Source organism: Alteromonas sp. a30, from assembly GCF_026788005.1.
In the GTDB taxonomy this organism is placed as follows: Bacteria; Pseudomonadota; Gammaproteobacteria; order Enterobacterales; family Alteromonadaceae; genus Paraneptunicella.
On sequence record NZ_JABEPE010000010.1, the window covers coordinates 78,351 to 100,832 of the forward strand.

21 protein-coding genes are annotated in these 22,482 nt (G+C 42.4%); 7 read left to right on the plus strand and 14 right to left on the minus strand.

All coding sequences use genetic code 11. The annotated features are described in order from the left end of the window. The first annotated feature begins 96 nt into the window (after positions 1–96). The 3 genes from srmB to hemW all read left to right on the plus strand — a co-directional run bounded on the left by srmB (position 97) and on the right by hemW (position 3,160). Entirely contained in the window at positions 97–1,320 is a 1,224-nt protein-coding gene (srmB, locus tag HJG39_RS11360; RefSeq protein WP_268409410.1) for an ATP-dependent RNA helicase SrmB, read from the plus strand. An 84-nt stretch (positions 1,321–1,404) separates the two neighbouring features. Continuing rightward, the gene (locus HJG39_RS11365; RefSeq protein WP_268409412.1) at positions 1,405–2,007 is read left to right on the plus strand and encodes an XTP/dITP diphosphatase; all 603 of its coding nucleotides are present in this window, start codon (positions 1,405–1,407) and stop codon (positions 2,005–2,007) included. A 4-nt stretch (positions 2,008–2,011) separates the two neighbouring features. Beyond that, positions 2,012–3,160 carry a radical SAM family heme chaperone HemW gene (gene hemW / locus HJG39_RS11370; RefSeq protein ID WP_268409278.1) on the plus strand — a complete coding sequence of 383 codons (1,149 nt, stop codon included), beginning with the start codon at positions 2,012–2,014 and terminating at the stop codon, positions 3,158–3,160. Positions 3,161–3,198: 38 nt separating this feature from the next. On the opposite strand, the gene HJG39_RS11375 is transcribed toward hemW, so the two are convergent. From HJG39_RS11375 to HJG39_RS11390, 4 genes are all read right to left on the minus strand, one after another. After that, positions 3,199–3,924: a YggN family protein gene (locus HJG39_RS11375; RefSeq protein WP_268409280.1), complete on the minus strand. Its 726-nt coding sequence runs from the start codon at positions 3,922–3,924 to the stop codon at positions 3,199–3,201. 206 nt (positions 3,925–4,130) lie between these two features. After that, entirely contained in the window at positions 4,131–4,640 is a 510-nt protein-coding gene (locus tag HJG39_RS11380) for a PAS domain-containing protein (protein ID WP_268409281.1), read from the minus strand. 6 nt (positions 4,641–4,646) lie between these two features. Beyond that, positions 4,647–5,648 carry a response regulator gene (locus tag HJG39_RS11385; RefSeq protein ID WP_268409282.1) on the minus strand — a complete coding sequence of 334 codons (1,002 nt, stop codon included), beginning with the start codon at positions 5,646–5,648 and terminating at the stop codon, positions 4,647–4,649. Between the two features lie 385 nt (positions 5,649–6,033). Beyond that, the gene (locus HJG39_RS11390; protein WP_268409284.1) at positions 6,034–6,363 is read right to left on the minus strand and encodes a hypothetical protein; all 330 of its coding nucleotides are present in this window, start codon (positions 6,361–6,363) and stop codon (positions 6,034–6,036) included. 228 nt (positions 6,364–6,591) lie between these two features. On the opposite strand from HJG39_RS11390, the gene HJG39_RS11395 reads away from it, so the two are divergent. Together HJG39_RS11395 and HJG39_RS11400 are read left to right on the plus strand one after the other, a co-directional pair. Further along, entirely contained in the window at positions 6,592–7,134 is a 543-nt protein-coding gene (locus HJG39_RS11395; RefSeq protein ID WP_268409286.1) for a TlpA disulfide reductase family protein, read from the plus strand. A gap of 287 nt (positions 7,135–7,421) precedes the next feature. Continuing rightward, positions 7,422–8,627: a lytic murein transglycosylase gene (locus HJG39_RS11400; protein ID WP_268409414.1), complete on the plus strand. Its 1,206-nt coding sequence runs from the start codon at positions 7,422–7,424 to the stop codon at positions 8,625–8,627. Positions 8,628–8,704: 77 nt separating this feature from the next. On the opposite strand, the gene HJG39_RS11405 is transcribed toward HJG39_RS11400, so the two are convergent. The 10 genes from HJG39_RS11405 to HJG39_RS11450 all read right to left on the minus strand — a co-directional run bounded on the left by HJG39_RS11405 (position 8,705) and on the right by HJG39_RS11450 (position 19,573). Next, entirely contained in the window at positions 8,705–9,610 is a 906-nt protein-coding gene (locus tag HJG39_RS11405) for a hypothetical protein (RefSeq protein WP_268409288.1), read from the minus strand. Between the two features lie 6 nt (positions 9,611–9,616). After that, on the minus strand, positions 9,617–10,267 hold the full coding sequence (locus tag HJG39_RS11410) for a hypothetical protein (RefSeq protein WP_268409290.1): 651 nt from the start codon (positions 10,265–10,267) through the stop codon (positions 9,617–9,619). Further along, positions 10,251–10,802 (minus strand): RNA polymerase sigma factor, encoded by a 552-nt coding sequence (locus HJG39_RS11415; RefSeq protein ID WP_268409292.1) that lies wholly within the window; start codon positions 10,800–10,802, stop codon positions 10,251–10,253. Before HJG39_RS11415 ends, HJG39_RS11410 begins: the two co-directional genes overlap by 17 nt. Before the next feature lie 176 nt (positions 10,803–10,978). After that, a complete protein-coding gene (locus HJG39_RS11420) occupies positions 10,979–11,902 on the minus strand; it encodes a hydrogen peroxide-inducible genes activator (protein ID WP_268409293.1) in 924 nt (307 codons plus the stop codon). Positions 11,903–12,265: 363 nt separating this feature from the next. Next, positions 12,266–13,534 (minus strand): inorganic phosphate transporter, encoded by a 1,269-nt coding sequence (locus HJG39_RS11425; RefSeq protein ID WP_268409294.1) that lies wholly within the window; start codon positions 13,532–13,534, stop codon positions 12,266–12,268. 9 nt (positions 13,535–13,543) lie between these two features. Continuing rightward, positions 13,544–14,221: a TIGR00153 family protein gene (locus HJG39_RS11430; protein WP_268409296.1), complete on the minus strand. Its 678-nt coding sequence runs from the start codon at positions 14,219–14,221 to the stop codon at positions 13,544–13,546. A gap of 55 nt (positions 14,222–14,276) precedes the next feature. Next, positions 14,277–14,993 (minus strand): phosphate signaling complex protein PhoU, encoded by a 717-nt coding sequence (gene phoU / locus HJG39_RS11435; RefSeq protein WP_268409298.1) that lies wholly within the window; start codon positions 14,991–14,993, stop codon positions 14,277–14,279. A 10-nt stretch (positions 14,994–15,003) separates the two neighbouring features. Further along, on the minus strand, positions 15,004–15,816 hold the full coding sequence (pstB, locus tag HJG39_RS11440) for a phosphate ABC transporter ATP-binding protein PstB (RefSeq protein ID WP_268409300.1): 813 nt from the start codon (positions 15,814–15,816) through the stop codon (positions 15,004–15,006). Positions 15,817–15,828: 12 nt separating this feature from the next. Then, complete coding sequence (pstA, locus tag HJG39_RS11445; protein ID WP_268409302.1) at positions 15,829–17,430, minus strand: phosphate ABC transporter permease PstA; 1,602 nt, start codon at positions 17,428–17,430, stop codon at positions 15,829–15,831. Further along, entirely contained in the window at positions 17,423–19,573 is a 2,151-nt protein-coding gene (locus HJG39_RS11450; protein WP_268409304.1) for an ABC transporter permease subunit, read from the minus strand. Before HJG39_RS11450 ends, pstA begins: the two co-directional genes overlap by 8 nt. Before the next feature lie 171 nt (positions 19,574–19,744). Between HJG39_RS11450 and HJG39_RS11455 the strand changes: the two genes are divergently transcribed. Next, a complete protein-coding gene (locus HJG39_RS11455) occupies positions 19,745–20,254 on the plus strand; it encodes a glycine cleavage system protein R (RefSeq protein ID WP_268409305.1) in 510 nt (169 codons plus the stop codon). Between the two features lie 83 nt (positions 20,255–20,337). Then, a complete protein-coding gene (gene ppk1, locus HJG39_RS11460) occupies positions 20,338–22,440 on the plus strand; it encodes a polyphosphate kinase 1 (RefSeq protein WP_268409306.1) in 2,103 nt (700 codons plus the stop codon). Positions 22,441–22,482: the final 42 nt, after the last annotated feature.

Below are 22,482 nucleotides of genomic sequence, written 5' to 3' on the forward strand. Positions count from 1 at the left end.
CACAATGTACAAGGGGTTTCGCTATCCCTTGTACTACAATTCTTTTATAATCCTGCCCCTTTCCTAGACCTCGACGAGTATCCAACTGTGGCAAGTGTGTTTGAGCAATTTTTATTAGACGAGAATATCTGCAAAGCGTTAGCAGAAATGGGCTTTAAAGAGCCAACCAGTATTCAAAAAGCCGCCGTCCCTGTGGCGTTAGAAGGCCGAGACTTACTGGCAAGCGCTCCCACAGGCACAGGAAAAACCGCCGCCTTTTTACTACCTGTATGCCAAATGCTATTGGATTTCCCGCGCCGCGAACCCGGCTCAGCGCGAGTGCTTATTCTTACCCCTACTCGCGAGCTAGCGATACAAGTTGCTGAGCAATGTAAACAAATTTGTCAGTACACCAATCTTACCTGTGGTGTTATTACCGGCGGCATAAACTACGGTACGGATAATAGCTTGTTGGAACAAAGTGTTGATATTCTGGTTGCCACGCCGGGGCGCTTGTTCGAACACATCAATAACGAGCGCTTTGATTGTCGAGAAATTGAAAGCCTGATTCTAGATGAAGCCGACCGGATGCTAGATATGGGGTTTGGCGGCATTGTAAATCAAATCAGCGCAGAAGCGCGCTGGCGTCGCCAAAGTATGTTGTTCTCTGCCACACTTGAAGGTAATGGCGTTAAAACCTTTGCAGAAAACATTCTCAATGAGCCAGAAGTCGTTATCGCCGAACCATCGCGCAAAGAAAGACCCAAAATTCTGCAATGGATCCACTACGCCGATACTTATGATCACAAAGTGCAACTGCTAACGCACATTTTACAGAACGACACCACTTCTGTAATTGTGTTCGTTAAAACTCGAGAACGAGTGCAACAACTGCAAAGCCAACTGCAAGGCCAGAAAATCCATAGCCTTTATTTACAAGGAGAAATGGCGCAGGATAAACGCATGAGCACGCTGGAAAAATTCAAAAAAGGCGAGTGCCAAATTCTACTTGCCACGGATGTTGCAGCCCGAGGTATCGACATCCCAAATGTGAGCCACGTTATCAACTTTGATATGCCAAGAACTGCGGATGTTTACGTGCACCGTATTGGACGCACAGGTCGCTCAGGACAAAAAGGTATTGCCATATCACTAATTGAAGCCCACGACATGGCCATGCTCAGCAAGATAGAACGTTACACAGAGCAAAAGCTGAAGCCGCAATTCATTGAAGGCTTGCGTCCTAAGCACAAAGTGGCGAGCACTAAGAAAAAGCCTAAAAAGAAAAAAGATGACAAAAAGAAGAAAAGCGCGCCTAAGGTAAACAAAAAATCTAAATAAATGCCTCTGACGACCCGTTACTTTGGTTTGTTGAGTCATCAGTAAGAAAAGTGAATTCGTATAAAAGCAAAGGTTATGACACAGATAAAACAACAAATCGTGCTTGCCACCGGAAATCAAGGCAAAGTGAAAGAACTGCAATCCATGCTTGAGCCCCTTGGCATTGAAGTATTGCCGCAATCTCAATTCGACGTGCCAGAAGCAGAAGAAACTGGCACCACATTTGTCGAAAATGCCATTATCAAAGCGCGTAATGCAGCAAAATACACTGGGCTTGCAGCCATTGCAGACGATTCCGGTTTATCGGTTGATGCTTTAGGTGGCGCGCCGGGAGTGTATTCAGCTCGCTACGCAGGCGTCGATGCATCTGACCAAGCAAATATTCAGCACTTGCTTACTCAGCTAGCTTCGACGACAGACGAAGCGCGAAGCGCGCACTTTAACTGTGTGCTGGTGTTCATGCAAAGTGAGCGAGACCCTACTCCCCTTATTAGTCATGGAAAATGGGAAGGTAAGATTCTAACCTCACCCCAAGGTGATGCAGGGTTTGGTTACGACCCCGTATTCTGGGTAGAAGATAAGCAATGCTCAGCAGCGGAATTAAGTAAAGCGGATAAAAACGCCATGAGCCATCGTGGAAAAGCATTGCAACAATTACTTCAGCAACTAAAAACACGCGCTATTTAAGCCTATGCAGTCGCCTCCTCTTTCGTTGTATATCCATATCCCTTGGTGCGTGCAAAAGTGTCCCTATTGCGACTTTAACTCTCATGGGCTGAAACAAGATATTCCTGAAGACGAGTATATTTCTCACTTGCTCGCAGATTTGGAAGAAGAGGCAAAACTGGTAGGCGACAGAGAAGTGAAAAGCCTCTTTTTTGGTGGTGGTACGCCAAGCCTATTTTCCGCGGCGGGCATTCAGCGAATCCTTCAAGGCGTGCGACAACGCGTTAACGTTAGCCAACAGGCAGAAATCACTTTAGAGGCTAATCCCGGAACCGTTGAGGCAGGCAAATTTCTAGGTTTCAAACAAGCTGGCGTTAACCGCATTTCAGTTGGTGTGCAAAGTTTTCAGGCACACCACTTATTAATTTTGGGCCGTATTCACGATCCTCATCAAGCCATCGAAGCCATTAAACAAGCCAACCAAATTGGCTTAAACAGTTTTAACATTGATTTAATGCATGGGTTGCCGAAACAAAATGCACACTTAGCTTTGGACGATTTGCAACAAGCTATTGCGCTTAATGCCCCCCATATTAGTTGGTATCAGCTTACCATTGAGCCAAACACCTTGTTCCATTCCAAACCGCCATTATTGCCAGAAGATGAAATGTTATGGGATATTCAAGAAGCGGGACAAGCGCTGCTTCAAGAAGCAGGTTATCAGCAATATGAGATTTCAGGCTATAGTAAACCAGAGCATCGTTGCCAACATAACCTTAATTATTGGCGCTTTGGTGACTACATTGGCATTGGTTGCGGTGCCCACGGGAAAATCACACAAGCGAGTCATGGTAGCATTCAACGACGAGTAAAAGTGAAACATCCAAAAGGCTACATGGATACTAAGAAAGCCTATCTGGACCAAGCATGGTTGGTAGAAGCCGACGACCTTCCCTTCGAATTTTTCATGAATCAATTCCGTTTGTTCGAAGCTTGCCCAAAGGAAAGATTGGCCGCTCATACCGGGCTTAATTCCACCACACCGGTTATTCAACAAGGTTTGCAAAAGGCCATAGATGCAGGCTGGTTAGCGGAAACCCACACACACTGGGAAACAACCGAACTCGGAAAGCGGTTTTTAAATGAGTTGCTGACGTTGTTTTTAGATTGCTAAGTTTGGCTAGAGATTTAGGATTTATTTACGACTAAGGCTTAAGGCCCAACCACAATTGCATCATAGGGTTGAAGCTGTGGGATGGACTCTCGAAGGCGCTCTTCAATATCATTCAGGCTTTCAATGCGCTCACAAAACCATTGTGCTTTTTTGCGTAAAGATCCCGTTCTTGGCTCAATGTTGCGCTCAATGTGCGCCCCCATCAATTCAAGGCGTTCATATAACTCATTGACCCGTCTTTCCATATCGGCGTCTGAGCCTGATGTTAAGCCTGCAATAGCAGATAAAATTCCGCCTAAAGAAGTATCAATGGCTTGCTCGATTTCTTCTTCTAGTTGTTGATCCACCAACTCATCAACATTTTCCAGACTTCCCGGTCCAACATAGTAGTTATCACCAGAATGGATAAATTTCTTATCAACTTTCTTCTTTACTCGTTCCAGCGCTGAGGTTAATTTTTCATAACTTTTATGATCAGTGCCCACTAAACCAATGTACACCTGCTGTACCGTATCCACGGCAAGTTTAACACCATCAACCGCCATAAGAGTCATTTGTGGCATCACCTCATGCACACTTTCTGCCAAAGCACGCACATCTTCGCGTTGTTTCTCACTTAAAGTAATCCAGTGACCGCCAACAATCAGCTGATTAAAGTCATTGATTTGATAACGTGTAATATGACCGTCAACCACACGGATGCGATTGTGATCGATAATAAATCCGTATTTTAGATCTACATTACAATCTAATGCCGCACTCACGGTTGCACTAAATAGACACGATAAAATGGTAAAAACACGTAGCAAGGCAAATAGTCTCAACTCGTTAAAAATGTAATAAAAAGTTTTCCCGAAGTATTCGGCTGGAGCATTTTGCCTTAAACAGAAGTAAATCACACCCGTTTTAAGATAAGAAGATAGAATTTTAGGATAATCAACCGAATATTAGACACAGATTTTTCCCGCTACTACACGACTTTTTCACCGGCTTTCGCCAACTTTTCGCGCAATTCATTTAGCGTCACCTCTAATGCTTCGCCACGTTTCTTATTCGTTGCCACATCGGTCATGTCATATATCATCATGCACACATAATCCACCTTTCCAACTACGTTACTAATAGGTGATATGGTTATATTTTGATACATAAAATCTTCAACCCCTGTAATAGGGCGATAATTAGGAAATTTAAAAACATAAGGGCGTTGTTCCCAAGTAATAAATGCTCGCCCCTTAAAATCAAACACCGGACGACATTTATTTCTAAACCAATTCTCTTGCAGTTCTGGAAACAAACTAAAAATGCTTTTGTCTCTTACATCACTTGGCAATTTACTACTGTGGCTTTCCATAAAGGCATTCCACACTCTAACTTTAAATTCACGATCTAGGACAACAATGCCAACATCAACGACTTGAAGCATGTCCATCATCCAATGAAACTCTGCAATATCAGACAATTGTAAATTGGTACTCATCGTGGCCTAATCCTCAAGTAAGTGAGAAAGCTTATAATTCAACACTTGCATTGATTCCTCTGTTAATAAAAGAATCAAATCACAACGCACATTGTAACCTTCAAGTCCATAACTTAACTCAATGGCAAGGGTTTTACGCCAGCGTACTTTATTGTCTGAAATTAACTCAGAAATACTTCGATGCTGACCCAAAACAATGGGATGCCCTTGGCTAAAATTTAAATCAAGCTGCCCAGATAATCCCGTTAAACAAGTACCAATTAAAATATTGGCTGCGTCCATCAACAACTCAAGTTGCAGTTGATCATCCACTTCACCTTCCACACCCAAAATGTTGGCAACATCCTCAAAGCTAGAGTCGCTTAACATAAACAGCGCTTCCCCGCATACTCCGGGGCCTATAAATCCCTGACAAATACCGGATACCTGATCTTTGAGTTCAATATCCTGCAACATCATATGCAGTTCAGAGACTTCAATTAGGTTAACGTTTGGAATAGGTAAACGCACAAACACATTTAAAATGCGGGCAAGATGGTCTCCAGCCTGTCCCATGGCAATGTTAGCCACTTCTTGATAGCAATCTCGAATATCAGTATCAAGTTTATCCACCTGAAGCGGTTCAGGGGTTTCAGGCTCTTTCGTTTGTATAATACCGTACTGACGAAGCAACTTTCGTAAAGAGCCGGCGCTTATGGGTTTTTCAATAAAATCGAGTGCACCTAGCCGCTTAACACGTTCATGTGCTTCAGGTTGTATATCTCCGCTAATGACAATGACTTTGGGAGAGAGTTCGGACTGATGAATGAACTCCAAGGTTTGGTATCCATCCATAATGGGCATATTAAGATCGAGCAGTAACAGGTCGCCTTTTCCTGCCTGCATGGCTTCAATGGCTTCTTTTCCATGTTTAGCGAAATGAACCGCCACTTCCCAATCTTCTGGAAGACATTTTGCGGCTTGTTTCCTCGCGACCATGGAATCATCACATATCAATACTGATAACATATACCAACGCTTCTTAATCAGTTAAGTTGTTGTATTAAGCTATCCCGCTCGTTTTGAAAATGACTCGTATTTGCATAACGCAGTCTATGCAAACAGTTGTTCAATAACTTTACGATTGCGATCGTCTTTTTTCACGACTTAATCCGAAGTAGAGAAAAAAGTTAGGCGTTTAGATACAGCCGCGCCTGTTTCTGTAAGGGTAGCACCATTTTTGACCATATGCTTAGCAGGATCAGTGTTATAGGATAAAAAAGACATGACATCAGAGCAGAAAATTACGTTCTTCTGTACAATAAAAATTTTCGCATGAAATGGGAAGATGTGTGTACCTGTAATGAAGTAGGCACACACAAAAAGAATATTAGGTAGTTAGGTTAGTACAGGCTTATATAACGCTGTCTTGATGGATCTTAATAAATAGGTCGCTACCAGCTTTACTGTAATCAATACGGTATTCTTTACCGTTAAGCATCTGTACAAACAATAATGTTTTTTCATCACCGAAAACATCAGCTAAAGTTGTATCAATCAACTCCATATCTAAGCGTTTCGCATCACGCTTAGTTTCTGGAATCGGACCCGTATACAACTTAATTCCTCGGTGAGTTACGATAACAACAGGATTCTCTTCACCATTTACGATAAGCAGATCCAGTTTACGCATTTTATGAATAATTGTATTTCTGCCACTCAGCAGATAGGGCTTTTCAGTCATTTATCACTCCGCCACACAAACCTATATTCTTGTTTTTGGCTATTTTTATCACTAATCTGGGGGGAAACCTAGCAAATTATTCACTTTTTATCCTGAACACAGCGACATGTATAATATTTAGCCGAAGAACACCGCTATTATGGGCATATTGTACTTACAGCTTGATACGACTTGATACATTAGGGTAAGTTTACATAACTAATTACGGCACAGTGAGAGCCCAATATCATGCTTTTTTTCCGTTTTATCAGCTTGAGCTTTACACTCGTCGCCTTGCTATTCCCATTCAATGCGCATTCACAAAGTTCCCTGCCATATAATATGACCTTAGTTGACTTCAATTCACAGCAACCTGTGCCACTGGCTCAACACCGCGGACAAGTCGTTTATATAGATTTTTGGGCTTCGCGGTGTCTGCCCTGCCGAGATGCCTTTCAATTTACGAATGAGCTCACACACACTTTCAAAAATGAAGACCTAGTAATTATTGGCGTTAATTTAGACACCGAAAGAGACAGAAGCAAAGCGTTAACATTTTTAAAAGACTATCCAGCCGAGTTTAGTCTCGTTTCTGACCCGCAGAAGCAGTTTGCCCAAAGCCTTAACGTTAATGTCATGCCAACTTCACTTATTTTTGACAAGGAAGGCCAGTTAGTTATGCGTATGGTGGGGTTTAATCGCTCCAAAGCAGAGAGAGTAAAAGACCAAATTCATCAACTCATCCACCCTGCCCCTTCTGTAACCTCCTCTTCAAAAAACGCACAACAATAGTGATTTTCTGGCACGACAACAGTCTATTAATGCCAACACGGCGGAGCTAACTTATCAACGCCTCTTGAAAGCACTGATGGCTGCCATTAGTGTCAACAAATTCACTTTCTTAATAAATTGTAACAAGCGTTCTTTTGCAGGTTAATTAACACCTATCAACATTTTCATAAGCAGGGAAATCAAGTAGGATTAAGTTATCTAAGAAGATAAGAGACCGCATCTTGTTAAATACATATAGTAAAGCCTTCCGCCTCGTATTTCCGTTATCATTTTTACTGCTTCCAAGCATGGCTTCGGCAGCTATCACTGTTGAAAAAGCGCTTACCGAAGACGAGTTCAAAGCTTGCCGTAGCGAGTTACAAAGTAAAGCGCGCAATGCTGGGGTAAAGGAAAATATCGTAAAAGACGTACTCGGACAAAGTCAGTACACGGCTAAAGTTGTAAAGTATGATCGGAACCAACCTGAATTTGTACAAACATTCCCAAGTTATTTTGGCAAGCGTGTAACCGACTGGCGAGTCAATAAAGGACGTCAGCTATACCACGAGCACAAACCGATGCTCGATAAACTCACCGAACAATATGGTGTACCAGCACATTATCTTGTGGCATTTTGGGGTCTCGAGACTAATTTCGGTAGTTACAAAGGCAAAATGCCTATTATCGATTCATTAACCACCCTAGCTTGCGATCCAAGACGCTCCAGCTTCTTTACCAAAGAATTAATACAAGCTCTGCATCTCATTGACCGAGAAAGCATTGTAGTTGAAGACATGGTTGGATCTTGGGCAGGTGCAATGGGCCATACTCAGTTTATGCCTTCAGCCTATATGAAGTATGCTGTTGATGGTGATGGTGACGGCAAAGCCGACTTGTGGAACAGCATTCCCGATGCCTTAACATCCGCTGCCAATTTCTTGAATAATTTAGGTTGGCACACGGGTTATCGTTGGGGAAGAGAAGTCATGCTTCCTGAAAATTTCGATTATCAATTTACCGGAAAGGATCAGCTTTATCCCTTAACCTTCTGGGATGAAAAAGGCTTATTAAAAATAGACGGTTCTGCACTTGGTCAATCGGATATTAAAGCGTCACTACTTGTACCTGCGGGACACAAAGGACCAGCCTTTTTGGTGTACGACAATTTCGATGTCATTATGAAGTGGAATCGCTCTGAATTTTACGCCATTGCCGTTGGCCACTTAGCCGATAGAATTGCTGGGCAAACCAAGCTCAGTAAGCCACTGCCTGAATTACCCACTTACACTCGTAGCCAGCTAAAAGGCTTACAAAGTGACTTAAACGAGCTGGGCTTTAACGTGGGCAAACCGGATGGCATTATGGGCCCCGCCACACGTAAAGGTATTCGCAACTTTCAAACGTCAGTCAATTTAACTGCGGATGGTTTCCCGTATTCTGATGTTCTTCAAGCGGTAAAAAAGGCGGTTGAAGTTAAAGCAACGGCCTCGAATTCAGGGTCCGACGCTGAGTAATTATCGTCACTAATGCGCTAACGTAAAAAGCCAGCAATCGTCGCTGGCTTTTTACGTTTATACAACCAATCTTATTACTAGAAACTGTAAACGATGGCTTTATCTAACAAGCTTTCTGGTTTTACTTTCCCATTGACACAAGATTGAATATCTTTCACTGAGAATACGTAAATTCGATCACTACTCGCTTTTTCGCCTCGATGCTCTGAATGACCAAGCCCCTCAACAATCACATTCACTTTTTCATCATTTGCTAACGCATTTAAACCGGAGCCGTAACGACAAAAAGTATCCACTAAATTCGCCTCCAGACTAGATAAGAAGCGCGTTCTCGCAGCATCTTTTTGCGCTTTCCGTTGTTCCAATCTACGCGCCTTTTCTTGGCGCACTTTAGCGGTTTTTGCCTCAAGTTCTTGTTGTTCCGCGAGGATTTTCTCTAACGCTTGATCTAACTTTGCTAATTCAGCCTGCAACTCTTTTTTCCTGTCGGCATCCGCTCGCTTAAGTTCAAACTCAATATCCCTTTGGCGTCTTACTACTTCACGTTTTTCATAGCTAATATCATGTCGTTCCAATTGCAATTCATGAAGCCGCTCTCGCAGTGACACTGGCTCAGCAACCTCAAGGTCTTCAGCATCATTTTCCGCATCAAACCCCTTACCTAAGTAAATAAACTCCCGGAGCGACTCGGGAGAGTCCAGATCGAAACCTAAATCAACACCCAGCTCACCTAAAAATCCCGTTCCTGGAATGCGCATTTTATGCCCTGTATTAATACTAAAAACCACGCCTTGGGCTTTTAAGTAAGTAGTTTCAATGCTTTTTACTTTGGTTTTCGAGTCTTTTATCGTTTGCGATAATGACGTGTTGAGTACGGTTCCCATAATATTAAGATCTTGGCTTAGCCTGTCGAGATCATTTGGCGCCGCCATTGCTGATGCGAAGAATAAGCTGCTACAGGTCATTACTAACTGTTTTTTCATGATTTTCTACTCCTTAAAAGCGCCTTGACTTAGATTTGCTTCTAATAGGTTGAGTTGGCGGGCATAATAAATTTGATCATCATTACGCTGTTGATTGACGTATTTTATCAGTTCTGCAAAATCTTCTTTCCTTTCAGTTCGATTCGAACTCAGAATGTAATCTGCCAACTGCGTACTAAACTGCTGCTGTTGCTGCTGTAACTGTTGTTGATACAAAGCCAATTGCTGCAAGTTTTCTTGATTGATGTCTTGTACTTTTGTCTCAACCAATTCTGCAATTTGTGCTTCGGTGTAGCGGTTCGCCAATCCAATTAAAACGCCATCATCTTTCAATTGAACCTGGACGTTAAGCGAAACCATACAAATGGCGGTCACGGAAGCTGCCAGCGATAACCAAGAAATGCCTGCACCTTTCCACCAAGCTCGAGGGGGCTTCTCTGTGGTAAGGGCAACATCCATTGTGGCCTCACGATCCCACTGTGGCACATCGTAATCCTGATACTGCTGTTCTAGTGTTTGCATCCGCTCATAAGTAGCCACGCGTTTGGCAAACTCGGCATCGTTTAAACATAAACGTTGAAACGTCACTTTTTGCTCTGCGTTAAGTTCACCCTCTACCCAATGGGCAAACAGAAGACTTTTATCTTGCGCTTGCATGACTGTCCTCCAAAATAATCTTTAGTTTATCAAGTGCCGTGTACAATCTGGACTTCACAGTATTGGTCGAAATATCCAACTGTTCTGCAATTTCTGCAAAAGTGAAATGTCCAAAAAATTTCAATTCAACGACCGCTTTTTGATTAATAGGTAATCCTTGCATCGCTTCTATTAATTCACGATTTTGCTGCTGGCTAATTAAGAAACTCTCCGGTAGCACCGCCTCACAAACGGGTTCATCGGTACTTGAAAGCTCCTGCATCGGTCGTTTTCTCCGGTAAAACTCAACACAACGAAAGCTCGCAATTCGAAACAACCATGCTCTGAAAGTGCCTTCCCCGCTATAATTCAAAAGACTCTTATGAACAGAAATAAACACTTCCTGCATTAGATCCAGAGCGTCATCCTTATTGCTGGTCATTCTTAAGCCGTAGTTAAACACGGACTTTTCGTATCGTTTCACCAAATTTAGCCACGCAGTCTTGTTGCCTTTAAGGGCTTTTTTTATGAGTTGTTCATCGCTTTGCTCAAACACGCTGCGTCCACCACATATCCATTTAATGGAATGAATTTTTTAATCTTGATTTATATGTCGAGACAGGATGAAGAAAAGTTTTGGAAATGTTGAGAAAAATTTAATAAAAGTGTTGGCCCCCATCAAATGACTGCATTTAAAGGGGGCTCGAATGATAAGAAAAGTAGCGCGAGGAATTAGTCCAAAACAGGAATCGGTGTAAGTGGACTAATGATTTCAGCCAATTGACGGAACAAGCGCATTCGGGTTGTGCCGTTACGCCACACTAAGCCAATCTCTCTATAGGCATTTTCTTCTGTTGGTAATGCCACTAAGTCAGAATCTTGCAATATATTGTCGTTCAGCGCTAACTCGGGCAAGAAGGTTAGTCCCATTTTGCTTGCGGCTAGTTTGACCAATGTATGCAAGCTACTTGCCGCCAGACTACTCACTTGCTCTTGATGCCTCAAACCACATGCACTCACAGCATGATCCGTCATACAGTGTTCCGATTGCAGCAAAAATACACTTTCATGAGGCAAACGCGATATATCAGGAATACCTTTTTCCAAACCACCATTTAGGTTATCCAACACCTTTTGGTTCGCAACGAGGTGAAAAGGGTCATGCCCTATAATCAATTGCTTACACCCTGGAGTTGGCATTGGAAGTGCTAACAAAAGCAAATCCAACGTCCCCTCATTGAGTTGTTTCAATAGGTTGTTGGTTGTATCTTCCTGAAGTTGTAAGTTTAACTTAGGTAGCTTCTCAGTAATTTCCCGAATCATAGGCTCGAATAAAAAAGGAGCTATAGTTGGGATCACGCCGATTTTTACCGAGCCCGCTTGCCAATCCCCCGCGTTTTGAGCAAAGTCCATTAACTCATTTGCCTGTGCAAGAAGCTGTTTGCTTCGTTCTACGACTTCTAAACCAAAAGCAGTAAATATAAAGGTCTTATGATCCCTTTCTAACAATTGCCCATTAAGCTGCTCTTCAAGATTTTGAATCGCGGTACTTAAGGTGGATTGACTCACATGGCAGTGTTGAGCTGCACGATTGAAATGCTGTTCCCTATGCAAGGTAACAAGGTAATGCAAATGCTTTAAATTTGGCCACTTCATATATGAATCCTGAAATCGATTGAACTTGAATTCTTAATTCGTATTTCCTAATCGTCAAGGAAGTAAAAGCGATTCGATTAATTAAATTTTTTGATATAGAGGTGGAGAGATATAAGCGGTAAGCATAATTACCTCAAGTGACACTATTGCATCATTTTTAATGATAAAAAATTCACCCAAACAAAAAACACTCACTGATCCGATTCGCTTATTTTGCATTCAAAACAATTATTTCCACGTTTGAACGCTTTTCCATGACGACAACTAACCGTACCAGATTTTTGTGAAATCGATAAAAAAACGGCTTCTTTTCAGAAGCCGTTTTTATTCAATTATGTATCTTTTGGATAACAAAAAGTATTGCTACAAGGTAAATATTGAACGGATGATAGTAAAGAATATGTAAGACAAAATCGCCCCTGCCGGCAATGTCACCATCCACGACAAAATAATTCGACGAATCGTGCTCATATTGAGTGCAGCAATGCCTCGAGCCATACCTACGCCCATTACCGCGCCAACCAACGTTTGTGTTGTGGATATAGGCAACCCTGTACCCGACGCAAGCACAACGGTGCTAGCTGCGGCAAGTTCAGCTGCAAAGCCACGACTGGGCGTTAAATGAGTGATGCCTTGGCCAATGGTACCAATAACACGCTGCCCAAATAATGCGAGTCCTAACACAATTCCTACAGCACCTAATGGCAAAATCCACCAGTCAAGCGCCGCTGACTGATTAATTTGCCCTTCACTGTTAACAATACTCACAACCGCAGCCAAAGGACCAATGGCATTCGCTACATCGTTTGAACCATGAGCAAAGGCCATACAACATGCTGTTACGACCATAAGTACTGCAAAAATCTTTTCTACGTTATTAAAGTTAGAAGAGCCTTTAGTTTGTTCATCAAACTGAATGCGTTTAATCGCCACTTTGCCAATGGCAAATACGATTATGGCAATCATAACGCTAATTAAGAATCCTACCTCTGGGTCTAAACCAAGGCCCACATGTTTTAAGCCTTTTTTGATTGTTACCATAGCCAAAACTAGACCTGCTAGGCCCATATAGTACGGTACATAACGCTTCGCCGCTTCAAGGGGGTCTTTTTTATCAAAGATTAACCGCTGCGCACTCATAAAAATAAGATACGCAATCACACCGGCTATGGCGGGTGTCACAATCCAAGAAGCGAAAATCCCGCCAACTTTACCCCAAGAGACAGAATCAATACCTGCACTGGTTAAGGCAAAACCGAGGATACCGCCAATAATGGAATGAGTGGTTGAGACAGGCCATCCACGGTAAGAAGCAAGGGCTAACCAGAGCCCTGCGGCTAATAACGATGAGATCATCCCAAATACCAATAATTCGGGACTGTTAGTAAAGTAGTCTCCGTCGATAATGCCTTTACGAATAGTTGCAGTTACCTCTCCACCAGCCAAATAGGCTCCTGCAAATTCAAATACCATGGCAATAATGACAGCTTGTTTAATAGTTAACGCTTTGGAACCAACAGATGTTCCCATCGCATTTGCTACGTCATTTGCTCCTACTCCCCAAGCCATTAAAAAGCCAACAACGGCAGCGAACAGAATTAACGTCGGTCCGTAAGTAGAAATAATTTCCATGTTGCTCCCTTATTCTGACAACATTACTTCGATTTTCGCGCCACATTGTTCTGCCAGCTCCGCTAGCTTACTTAATCGGCTTAATACGTCGTATAGGAATACAGCACTAACGGGAGACAATTGGTCTTCGATTTGACGCACTTGGCTCATCAATTCGATTTTTTTGTCTTCTGTCAAATCCAAAGAAACATCAAGATCACGAATCATTTTTTCAACTAATTGTGCTTCGCGGCCTTTAAATCCTGTTTCTAACAACTCATCTAATTCATTCACTACTGATTGTGCACGCTCAGTAATCACAACACACTCAGATACGAAACTAGTGAAATTTTCAATAATCTCTTTAGGAATCTCCATTTCTCGGAAGGTCACTGCCGTGGCGATTTCTCTGACACAGCGAATGCTTTGTCCTTGTTTACTCAGTAGCTCGGTAAAGTGAGTTTTACTCACGGGTAGCAAAACATTCTGCGCCAACGTGCAACGCACATCTCGTTTCACACTATCTGCGGTTTTCTTAAGAGTCGAAATCTCGCTATACAATTCTTTTGCTCTTTCCCAATCCGATGCTGACGCTGCATCAAAAAGTGGAATAAGCAATTTGCAGCCTTTTGTCACCGCCGCCATATGCTCTTTAATGGGGTTAATCGGTGATCTCGCAAACATTGCCAAAATCGGGTTCATCGTCATTTTTAAAACTCTTTACGTTTTTTACTTCGATACGTTTTTATAATGGATTACTGCTTTATGTTGCCGAGCGCTCAGAGAGCTCCCCAAACGGGTTTTCTATGTGGCGAACATTAATTCCTTCAACAGAATAAATCAGGTACTCACATATATTTTTACATCTATCTCCTATCCGTTCCATTGCGCGAAGAGCCCAAAGTACATCAAGCCAACCAGGTAAAATTTCGGCTTCTTGTTGCATGTCACTCAGCACTTGGATCAAGAGTTTCTTATACTCCTGATCAATTTTTGCATCATCTTGGTGAATTGCTTTCGCAGCATCCACATCCATCCGAGCAAAGGCATCTAAAGTGGCGCGGATCATATCTAAAATTAAGTGTCCTGTGTTAAACATTCCCGCTTTTATTATTTCCGATGAGGGTAGACTCTTAACTAAAACCATGTTAGCGATTCGTTCTACTTCATCTCCCATACGTTCCACATCAGTGTTAATTTTGACGATGGTCAAGACTAAACGCAGATCGCCAGCGATGGGATTACGCCTCGCAATAATGCGCATACATTCCTTATCAATCTGTACCTCCATATCGTTGACATGCCCATCCTCAATGACCACTTGCTCTGCAATGCGCTTATCATCATCTCTGAGCGCTTTTAATGTATTCGCTAGTTGCTGCTCAACAATGCCTCCCATTGCCAGTACCGCGTTTTTTAAATTTTCCAATTCTTGATTAAAGCGCCCGGAAATATGCGGGCTTTGACTCATTTCTTGCATCGTTGTTGTCCTAACCGTATCGGCCCGTAATATAGGCTTCGGTTTGTTGCTGTGCAGGCAAGGTGAAAATCGTATCTGTATCCGAATATTCGATCAGCTCGCCTTGGTGCAAAAATGCAGTGTAATCAGAAACCCGCGCGGCTTGCTGCAAATTGTGCGTCACAATAATCACCGTAAACTGACTTCGCAAGTCATTAATTAATTCTTCAATAAGCAGGGTCGAGATTGGATCCAATGCTGAGGTGGGCTCATCCAAAATAAGAATTTCAGGTTCGAGAGCAAGCGCCCGAGCAATGACTAAGCGTTGTTGTTGCCCAGTGGATAACAGTAATGCGGAATCAAATAAATTATCTTTAACTTCATCCCAAAGGGCTGCTTTTATCAACGCATTTTCGACGACATTGTCTAATAAACGCCGGTCAGATATGCCTTTAATTCGCAGCCCGTAAACCACATTTTCGTAGACTGAGACCGGAAATGGGTTAGGACGTTGGAATACCATGCCTACTTTCGTTCTAAGTTCGGGCACATTTTGCTTATGATGGAAGATATTCCTTTCGCCAATTATCACTTGCCCTTCGATTCGACAATCTTGATGCAAATCATTTAAACGATTAAAACAACCGATAAGTGTGGATTTCCCACAACCGCTTGGGCCAATAATAGCGGTCACTTTATTTTTGGGAATACGCATACTGATTTCATGTAGCACTTTGCGTTGACCAAAATACAGCGCCAAGTCGTTCACTTCTATCGCAATATCCGATTTCGCTAAACTGTTTAGCTTAGGCACAGTGAAAAGCGGGGAATCTAACGCATCCATAAGAAATACTCGTTAACCATTAAAAATTTGATACTGATTCCGCAATCTGTTGCGTATTCGAACCGCGATTGTATTCAATACAAGGACAACAACCAAGAGCAACATACAAGCAGCAAACATTAAGCCTGCTTCCCCGCCACCAAATTGACTGTGAAATGCGCCATCGTATATTAGTACACCTAAATGCATAAATTGGCGTTCAAGGTGGATATAAGGAAATTCAGCGTCAATAGGAAGCAATAAAGCGAACTTGACCGCTCCTAACATAAGCAAAGGGGCAACTTCTCCGGCGCCACGAGCTATCGCTAAAATCACCCCTGTCATAATCCCCGGGGTCGCCATTGGTAAGACAATCAAACGAATGGTTTCAAATTTAGTCGCTCCCAGCGCATAGCTGCCCTGTCGCAATGTCCTAGGTACACGCCTCAACCCTTCTTCCGTTGACACAATCACTACCGGCAATGTGAGTAACGCCATCGTTAACGACGCCCAAAGTAAGCCGGGCGCTCCAAACACTGCAACATCGGATTTTTCAGGGAAAATGAGGCTGTCGAGATGCCCACCGACGGTGTAAACAAAAAAGCCGAGTCCAAAAACACCATAGACAATAGACGGCACTCCCGCCAAGTTACTTACGGCGATACGGATAATAGAAACCACAGAGTTATTGGGCGCATATTCGGCCAAATAAATTGCGGCCAATACACCTAAAGGCGTTACCATTATTGTCATTAACATGACCATTAGCACCGTGCCAAATAAGGCAGGAAATACGCCGCCCGCAGTAATCGCTTGTTTAGGTGAGTCGCTAACAAATAACCAAATTTGGCTGATAAAATAGTAGAGTTTTTCGAAGATATTGGCGGCATTTGGATATTGCATATAGTGTGTATCTGCCAAAGGCACCGACATCTCTCGTCCATCTGCCAAAGACACAACCAGAGAATAACGAGATAAAGCTTGTTGTAACTCCGTCAGCCGGGAGTCCCAATGTTGATAAGCCTGAACCGCTTTGATATAAGCTGGAGCGGTTGCTTCCACTTCCCGAATACGCATTTCCGCTAATAATTCATGCAGCGGAGACAAATGCTGAACTTGAATCTCTACCACTTGCTCTCTTAATTGCTCGATCTGTTCTTGGATAACGTGAAATTCACTCGCAGATGCCATACTTGCCGGCGTTTGTATTTGTTTAGGTATCGCCAATAAAAACGACCCATCTGTCATACCAATTTTGGCTAACCTTTCAGGTTTATCCAGATAGGTGATCTGCGACTTTTCAACGACCGTCGGCTTGCCGCTATTCGCTTCCATATAGGTACTTTCTTGGAGCCAAACCCGTTTAACTTTATCACTAGCAACATCCCGATTTTGAATAATTGCATATTGCTTTCGGCCCACTAAAAACTGTTCAGCATTAGAACCTGTTTGGCCTTGTACTGATTCATTGATATTCACAAAGTAAGCAGGCTGCACCCAAAAGTGTGCTAATCCACGACTCACAATTAAAGCCACTATAGATAACAAGGCAATAATCACCAAACACACCAGCGACCCTGAAAGTATTATCGCAAAATGTTCTTTTTCTTGATCAGCCCAGAACGCTTTAATCATGACGGTATTTCTTCTTCAAACGCAAACGTAATAACTCCGCTACCGTATTGATGCCCATTGTAAACACCAACAACAACAAGGCAGTGAAAAACAACACCTGATAATGCATCCCGCCAACTTCAGACTCGGGCAATTCAATGGCTAAATTCGCGGTTAATGAGCGCATTCCTTCCATCAAATCCCATTCGGCAATTGGCGTATTTCCTGTGACCATAAGCAAAATCATGGTTTCACCGAGCGCTCGGGAAAAACCAAGCATCAGCGCAGAAACAATCCCCGGATAAGCAACTTTTAACACCACATTTAGCAACGTCTGTAATCGAGTTGCACCAAGCGCATACGATGCCCGCTTTAAAGAAACAGGCACCTCATAAATTGCATCTTCCGCAAGACTATAGATACTAGGCGCGATGGCAACCCCAAGCGCTAAGGCAATCACTACTGTGTTTTTACTATGGGTGTCTTGTTCTTCAACAAAAAATAACGATGGCACAGAGAGCGCAGTTAACGTCTGCATTAACCAAGGAACAACAAGACTAAGCAGCACAGCAAAGCCAAGTAAATAAACGAAAAAGGCAGGCAAACTGATGGGGATCGATTTGCCTGTTGTGCTAAGAATAATACGGTGAAGTAGAACCATTCCAACGGCATAAAGAGGCAAAAGAAGAATAAAACCGACAACCCCCGCTAAACTTTCTGCACCAAGAGGAAGTAACCAAATCGCCGCAATAAACCCAATGACAACGGATGGAATGGCTTCCAGCATCTCAATAGAAGGCTTTAACCATTTACGCGATTTAGACGACGCAAAATACGCTGTATAAACCGCCGCTCCCAATCCTAAAGGCAAAGCCACAAGAATAGCCAATACCGCTGCTTTTATACTGCCAATAATAAGAGGAACGACACTGAATTTGGTTTGATAGTTATCGGCTCCTGCCGAACTTTGCCATACGTAGTCTGGCTTGGCGTACCCTTCGTACCAGAGTTTAGAAAACAGATTCAATAGCGTGACACTGGATTTTGCTTTGGACACATCAAATAACCGCAACGCATGATGGTCTCTGGCAGCAAGTTGATTACCATGCCAATACAATCGAACAGAATCAGAATTCACACCTAATGATGCCCACGACTGCTGATGTAATATCTCGGCAGTCGTAAAATTCATTAACGTAATTCCCTGTTGCGACACCAAGATGCTTAAATGCATGGGCGAAATAAAGAAGACTTGATACACCTTACCAATAGCCGCTGCATCACCAGTAAATTGGTAGGCCAACTCAAACTTTACCTTATCTTCAGAGTGAGTAAACACCCACTTTTCGAATGCCTTTTCAGCTCGTTGCAGAAAGAATCCCTTGCCAGAAGGTGTCGGTGCCAAAAACACCTTTTCAGTATCAGCAACCATTGCATTATCTTCCCAGATAACCTGATTTTGCCAATTTAACAAACGTAATGAGTTGCCTTGGTGCAACATAATTTCAGCATTATCCGGCAACAAAAATATCTGCTTTACGTTTGCATAATAATGATAAACCGGTTTTTGTTGATGTTGAGGGTCAAGCCAATAAACTTGACTCGAAACGGGGTCCGAGAGCAGCAATCCCCATTTGTGCTTTTGCTGCACCAATTGCCACTGGGTTTCATCGGTTAGGATAAGGTTAGGTAAGCGCTCACTAAACACCTGTTCGAGGAAAACCGAATCCTCCATGAAAGTGATTTCTTTAACTCTCAGAATGTGGTCGCTATTTATTTGTGATAAGTAGTGATACCCCTGATATTCATGAATGACACTTCGGGTATCACACGCCGTAGGAAAACGCTGCAATTGCGTTGGATGAATATCATGTACAGCTTGCCTATAAAATACCAAACTGCAATCATCTTGGCGTAACACAAATAGGTGTTCACTTTGTGTTTGTGTTGCGTATAACCAATCTCCAGCGAAAGGCATTGTGCGTTTATCAGAAGCGACAATCTCTGGATGGCTCGCCATAGGAGATACAACGGAAATCAGATGCCACAGCAAAACCAACAATGCCGCTAGCACTAGCCACCCACCAAAATGGATCAGCCAAGAAGCATTCCTATCGCGTTTTAATCTGCGTTGCAGCTGTTTGTTAAGAGCGTGTTGTTGCAAAACGGAAACTCTAAGCTCTAATCACTGGGCGCACATTTTACTTTTGTCTGTTTTCAAATAGCCAGCAAAAATAAAACTTTTATTATTATTACCGTAGATTTATCTTTAACCTTGTTTATCCTCAAGTGATTCAATCTTTCATTTATGCTTAACGAGGAAGCTTCAATCCCTATGAAATCTTTCATCATTACCCTAGTAGGAAAAGATAAGCCCGGCTTATTGGGCGCACTGGCAGACACCGTCTATCAATTCAAAGGCAATTGGCTAGGCAGTAACTTTGCGCTGATGGCGGGGCGATTTGCTGGCTTTGCCGAAATTGAATTACCCGAAGAAAATCTCACACCATTAGAAAAAGCACTTAAACAACGAGATGATGTCGACATTACCATTAGTTCTGGCGATGAAAACCCGCCACCACCCATGCGCGAAGCTATCATAAATATTGTTGGTAACGACAAAACCGGCATTGTTCACGAAATTACTGCCGTGCTAAACAAACACAAAGTCAATATCATTGGCTTTAAATCAGAGCGTGCCAGCGCCCCTAGCTCTGGTACCCCGCTATTCAAAGCAACGGCGAATTGCTGTGTTACTGAAACTGAATCCCTTGATGATTTAGTTGATGCGCTGGAATACTTAGCAAATGATTTAATGATTGATGTCGATTTTGCTGACAAATAGCCTGTGAATTGAATGTCATTTTTTTGTCAAAAGAATTTCATATTCTTGCGACGCGTTTAAACTTAGGTTACTGATAAAACTCAATGCAAGAAATACAGCTTTACTATCCCAAAGAACTTAGTTGGTTATCCTTTAATGAGCGGGTACTGCAAGAGGCCGCAGATAAACAAAATCCGATTGTAGAGCGGATGCGCTTTTTAGGTATTTATTCCAACAATATGGACGAGTTTTATCGTGTTCGTGTAGCGGAAGTGAGACGACAAATCACCATTCATCTCAACAATGAAGATGAACAAAAAGCAGATGAAACCAAGCTGCTGCTAAACAAAATCCAAACCCGTGTTCTTTCTATGACAAAGGATTTTGACCGCATCTTCAAAGAAGTGGTTAAGCGTCTTTCCTACTACAACATTTGGCTGATCAACGCCAACGACGTGACCGAATTCCAAAAAACTTGGCTTAACAATTTTTTTAAAAACAAAGTATTACGCCATATCGCGCCGATTTTGATCGACAAAAAAACCGATTTAGTCGCACGTTTGCAAGACTCCAAAACTTATTTGATTGTACAAATTCAGCGCCATGGTAAAGCTAACCGTTATGCCGTCATTGAAGTACCAACAAGTAATGTTCCTCGGTTTATTCAAATTCCACCGGAAAAAAGCAAAAAGCGTAAACACATTATTTTGCTAGATGACATTATCAAGCTGAATCTAGAACGTTTATTCAGAGGCTTCGTTAACTTTGATGGGTTTGCGTGCCATTCCTTCAAAATGACGCGTGATGCGGAATATGAAATTCACGACGAACTAGACGAAAGCTATTTGGAGCAAATGTCTGAGAGCATGAAACAGCGCCTAATTGCCGAGCCTGTGCGCTTTACCTATGACGCTAACATGCCTGAAGAAATGATTAACTTCTTACGGAAAAAGTTAAACATTTCATCATTAGACAGTTTAATTGCCAGCGGACCTCATCGAAACTTCCGTGACTTTATCGCCTTCCCCAATGTAGGCAGAGAATATTTAGAAAACCCACCGTTGCCAGCCATTCATACGCAAGAGTTTTCTGATTACGACACCGTGTTTCAAGCTATTTCCGAAAAAGACCGTTTACTCTACTACCCATACCATCGCTTCTTACATTTAACCGAATTTGTGCGTCAAGCAGCAATCGACCCAAGTGTGCGCCACATACGCATAAACTTGTATCGCTTAGCCAGCAAGTCTCGCATTATTAACTCCTTAATTGATGCGGTTGAAAACGGTAAAAAAGTCACGGTCGTGATGGAACTCAAAGCTCGATTTGATGAAGAAGCCAACATTGAGTGGTCAAAAATCATGCGAGAAGCAAGTATCAAAGTGCTACTTGGTATTCCATCATTAAAGATCCACTCCAAACTTTGTATTGTAACGCGTGAAGAAAAAGGGCAACTCGTTCACTACTCACACATTGGAACAGGAAATTTCAACGAAAAAACCGCTAAAATCTATACCGATTTCAGCTTATTCACGCGCAATCAGGAAATTTCTCAAGAAGCGGTTAGTGTATTTGACCTTATCCAATACCCTTACAAGAGCTTTAAGTTTAAGCATTTGCAAGTATCACCACTGAATTCACGCACTAAAATCCAAAGCCTGATCCGCCAAGAAATTCAACATGTTAACGAAGGTAAAAAAGGCCGAATTTACCTAAAAGTGAATAACTTGGTAGACAAAGAACTCATTGACGATTTGTATAAGGCCAGCCAAGCCGGTGTAAAAATCAAAGCCATTATTCGTGGCATGTGTAGCTTAATCCCCGGAATCAAAGGCATTAGCGACAATATCAGCATTATTAGCATTGTTGACCGTTTCTTAGAACATCCGCGCGTTGCCGTTTTCGACAATGGTGGCGACCCTAAAGTCATTATTTCATCGGCAGATTGGATGACACGTAATATGGATAACCGCATTGAAGTAGGCTGCCCAATTTACGATGAAGATTTAAAACGTCGAATTATTGATATTTTTGATATTCAGTTTAAAGACACCATGAAAGCTCGCATCATCGATCAGGAGCAATCGAATAAATACGTGCCTCGGGGTAATCGTAAGAAACTTCGCTCTCAAATGGAAATATACAATTACCTGAAAGAGTTGGAGGATGAAGCGGATACCTCAGATGATGAATTGCATGAAGTGTAAAATGCGTTATAGTGCGCCACATGTTAGATCATAATTCGGCGC

Coding starts and splice junctions, on each gene's coding strand:
- hemW (WP_268409278.1), top strand. CDS start 2,012: ATGCAGTCGCCTCCTCTTTCGTTGTATATCCATATCCCTTGGTGCGTG.
- HJG39_RS11380 (WP_268409281.1), bottom strand. CDS start 4,640: ATGAGTACCAATTTACAATTGTCTGATATTGCAGAGTTTCATTGGATG.
- HJG39_RS11385 (WP_268409282.1), bottom strand. CDS start 5,648: ATGTTATCAGTATTGATATGTGATGATTCCATGGTCGCGAGGAAACAA.
- HJG39_RS11390 (WP_268409284.1), bottom strand. CDS start 6,363: ATGACTGAAAAGCCCTATCTGCTGAGTGGCAGAAATACAATTATTCAT.
- HJG39_RS11395 (WP_268409286.1), top strand. CDS start 6,592: ATGCTTTTTTTCCGTTTTATCAGCTTGAGCTTTACACTCGTCGCCTTG.
- HJG39_RS11400 (WP_268409414.1), top strand. CDS start 7,422: ATGGCTTCGGCAGCTATCACTGTTGAAAAAGCGCTTACCGAAGACGAG.
- HJG39_RS11405 (WP_268409288.1), bottom strand. CDS start 9,610: ATGAAAAAACAGTTAGTAATGACCTGTAGCAGCTTATTCTTCGCATCA.
- HJG39_RS11410 (WP_268409290.1), bottom strand. CDS start 10,267: ATGCAAGCGCAAGATAAAAGTCTTCTGTTTGCCCATTGGGTAGAGGGT.
- HJG39_RS11420 (WP_268409293.1), bottom strand. CDS start 11,902: ATGAAGTGGCCAAATTTAAAGCATTTGCATTACCTTGTTACCTTGCAT.
- HJG39_RS11425 (WP_268409294.1), bottom strand. CDS start 13,534: ATGGAAATTATTTCTACTTACGGACCGACGTTAATTCTGTTCGCTGCC.
- HJG39_RS11430 (WP_268409296.1), bottom strand. CDS start 14,221: ATGACGATGAACCCGATTTTGGCAATGTTTGCGAGATCACCGATTAAC.
- phoU (WP_268409298.1), bottom strand. CDS start 14,993: ATGCAAGAAATGAGTCAAAGCCCGCATATTTCCGGGCGCTTTAATCAA.
- pstB (WP_268409300.1), bottom strand. CDS start 15,816: ATGGATGCGTTAGATTCCCCGCTTTTCACTGTGCCTAAGCTAAACAGT.
- pstA (WP_268409302.1), bottom strand. CDS start 17,430: ATGATTAAAGCGTTCTGGGCTGATCAAGAAAAAGAACATTTTGCGATA.
- HJG39_RS11455 (WP_268409305.1), top strand. CDS start 19,745: ATGAAATCTTTCATCATTACCCTAGTAGGAAAAGATAAGCCCGGCTTA.
- ppk1 (WP_268409306.1), top strand. CDS start 20,338: ATGCAAGAAATACAGCTTTACTATCCCAAAGAACTTAGTTGGTTATCC.